Source organism: Frankia sp. CoWAU3 (assembly GCF_977971855.1).
In genome coordinates this window covers 19,028-22,041 of record NZ_CDWWXB010000040.1, presented here as the reverse complement: position 1 = coordinate 22,041, position 3,014 = coordinate 19,028, and the positions used below count along the sequence as shown (strand labels likewise).

2 protein-coding genes are annotated in these 3,014 nt (G+C 62.9%); both read right to left on the bottom strand.

All coding sequences use genetic code 11. The annotated features are described in order from the left end of the window. Window positions 1-429: 429 nt before the first annotated feature. Window positions 430-1,287 (bottom strand): NAD-dependent epimerase/dehydratase family protein, encoded by an 858-nt coding sequence (locus AC08ON_RS06355; RefSeq protein ID WP_476606787.1) that lies wholly within the window; start codon window positions 1,285-1,287, stop codon window positions 430-432. Beyond that, entirely contained in the window at window positions 1,284-2,879 is a 1,596-nt protein-coding gene (locus AC08ON_RS06350; protein ID WP_476606786.1) for a GMC family oxidoreductase, read from the bottom strand. Before AC08ON_RS06350 ends, AC08ON_RS06355 begins: the two co-directional genes overlap by 4 nt. Between the last annotated feature and the right edge of the window lie 135 nt (window positions 2,880-3,014).

The window sequence follows — 3,014 nt, the reverse complement described above, 5'->3', positions numbered from 1 at the left end:
CACCCATCTCACTTTCCGCAGAAACTACCATCCGTCAGAGGAGGTGAGCAAATGGGGATCCCGCCGTCCCGGCACAGGCATCATCCCACCACAAACCCGTAGGACACCCACGGCGACAACAAGAGAACCATCGGTCGAGGAACGCCGCGGTCACCGGTCGATCGAAGCCTCGATTCGTGCATGCTACCGTGATGATCATTAACCGTTACGGCTGCAGGGTGGTGACAGCGCCTCGGCCATACCAAGTGGGCAAGGAGCCTAGACGCCATTAGTTCGGCCGTTCCGCCTGCGGCGAATGAGTATCGCCGCAGCGTGGTTCGACGGAAGGTAACAGACGATTCACAGCATGTGCTGATCGACTGGCGGGCACGCGTCGCCACTCCGGGCCTCTGGCGTCAATGCGAATCCGGCACGCCCTCCAGGTCCCACTCAGCGCGGGAACGGACGCAACGATACACCGAGTTCCTTGACACGCTCATAGTTCACCACCTGTGGGGCGGGGCGGACAAGGCCGAGTATCGAATCCGAACGTACCGGCAGTGGTATTCGTATCGCCTCCAAGGCCACGAGAGAACCGTACAGCGCCTTCCACGGGACGGGGAGAAATCGTGGCGAACGACCCGCCTCGCCCGCAAACTTCGCAACGATGTGCCGGAAGGACACCGGCTCTGGATGCGCGACACCAAGCGGCACCGAAATTTGACTATCCTTGACCAGGATCGCAGCCACCACAGCAGCCAGATCTTCCTCCTCCACAGTGAACTGGTAGGGGTTCCCACTCGGAGCCGGACTCACCGGAAGGCGGGACAACCGGGTGAGCGCGGCGGCCATCCCCCCCGCCCTCCTTCCGTAGACCAGGCCCGGCCGCACTACCGAGGCGCCGAAGGCGAGGGCGTCGCGTTCGATGGCGAGTTTCGCCGTCCCATATAGTTGCGCCGTCCCCTCATAAGCCGACATCGACGAGATGACGACGACCTTCGGGACGGAATTATGCGCCGTTTCCAGAAGAGCTCGAGTCGGATGGATGTTTACCGCCTGAATATCTGTCCAGCGCCGGGCTCTCATGTCGTAGGCACAATGCACAAGCGCATCCAGGCCATCGAGAAGACCGGGGGCGAGAGCTCGCCTGGAGTCATAGAAGCGCCATTCTTCCGTCAGGTCGGCTGGCGGCCGTCGAACCAGTTGCACGGTCGTCCAGCCATCCTTGCGTAGCGCGTTCTGGATCACGCCGCCCACATAACCCTGGGCACCGGTGATCCCCACGGTGCGCGTACCCGTATTCGTCACAACCCTCGCACCTCTGATCCTATTCGGTGTGCATTTGCCATGATCGTAAAAGTAAATGTCGTAGCCGCCACAGAAGGGAACACCGATGCGTCAACCAGGTGAATACGCCGCCACCCCCCTACCCGGCCAAGCATGTCACTTGTATGCCGGGTTCCCGAAACCCCGGAGGAATGCGGGAAGCTCCCACCCCAGTGGTAGCTCTTACCCGGCGCCGAACAGGAAACCATCGGCACCACCGGCCACAGATCGAGGAACGGGGCGGCGGTGACGAGCCGTCGCACCACCTTCCGGAGCAGCCCATTTCCGAGGACGCCGTCACGGGTACCGCTCAGATGAATTTCCGGGAGATCCGCTTCACCAGCAGGCGGGACAGCCTGAACCCGTAGCCGTGGAGAGGCCCACGACGGGAGATAACCCAGACCGACCGTAAGCCGCCGAAGAACCTCGTCACCAAGTACGGAGCCCCAACCGGACTGCAGGACCCGCGGAAGCGCCTCGGTGATCGCGGGATTATAGGGATAAAAGTGGATCTGTGATACATCGAGACCGACGTCATCCAGCACAACAATCATATTGAACTGGTTGAGAGTCATCTCCCCGTCCGCACGCGGATCAGGTGTCCGGCGCCGCGACAGCATGGGAACCGTGAACTGCGCAGATTCGGCGAGCTCGATCCGCTCATCGAACCAACGCAACGAGTTCAGAGCAATCCTCGTGCTGCCCAGGGCACCCGCGGCGAGAAAGATCCGATCTCCTTCTAGCTCCTGGGTCTGGCCACTCACGGTCTCCCGGGCGAACAGACGGGCCCCGGACTCGGACTCCTCAACCCGGAATACCAGGAGTCCCGGCAGGTACTTGACCCGACCTTCGCTGATCAACTGGTCGAATGTCTGTGCGGAGGAATAGATCAGCCGGTAAGGACAGCCTGTCATACAGAGACCGCAGCGGACGCACTCGCCACCCCGGAGGGCCAGGCGAGCCTTTCCGACGGTGATGCCGTCGCGGCGCAGCCGCTCCCGATGCCTACCGTAGTCACCAATAACCTGGCGGGTCCGCGGTGCCAGGGTCGGCAGCGGTCGTGGCTCCCGGAACAATGGAAACAACTCGGCCAGATCGTCGATCGCGCCGGACATCGGGACATGGTCAAGGATTCGGCGGTAATGCGGCTCCAACTCCTGGAGGGTGAAGGGCCAATGGCCGAAAGTCGCCTTGCTGAAGGGCATTAACTGCGAGCCCCACACATTACTGAAACCGCCGTACGCGCTGGAGACTACGGCCCGGTTCGCACCCACCATCGCACTCACCCCGCGGAGCTGCCCCTCGTCCCGGAAGGGGAAGTCGGATCCGTAGACCCGCTTCTCCGGAAGGGCCCGGCGCGAGGTGGGCACCGGCTGACGACTGATGATCTCAACCTGGTCGGAACGCCACTCGTCCGACTCTGAGCGACCGAGCTCGTCGACGATGTTGGCAGCTTCGGCCTCGAGCCGCGTCCCGATGTCCACGACCAGGATTTCCTGGGTCGGGTCCTCGGCCAGTGCCAGAGCCGCTCCCGCGGCAGCGGGGCCCGATCCCACGATTATCGTCCGGGACATGTCACTTCCTTTTCCTGGCTACCGGATCGACCACAGCGGCGTACGTTCCCGGGAGAATCACCGGCCGGCGCGGTACTGGTGAAAAGTGCCCACGAGGTATCCGCTGCCGGCCGCCGCGACCCCGGCCAGCATGGT

Coding starts and splice junctions, on each gene's coding strand:
- AC08ON_RS06350 (WP_476606786.1), bottom strand. CDS start 2,879: ATGTCCCGGACGATAATCGTGGGATCGGGCCCCGCTGCCGCGGGAGCG.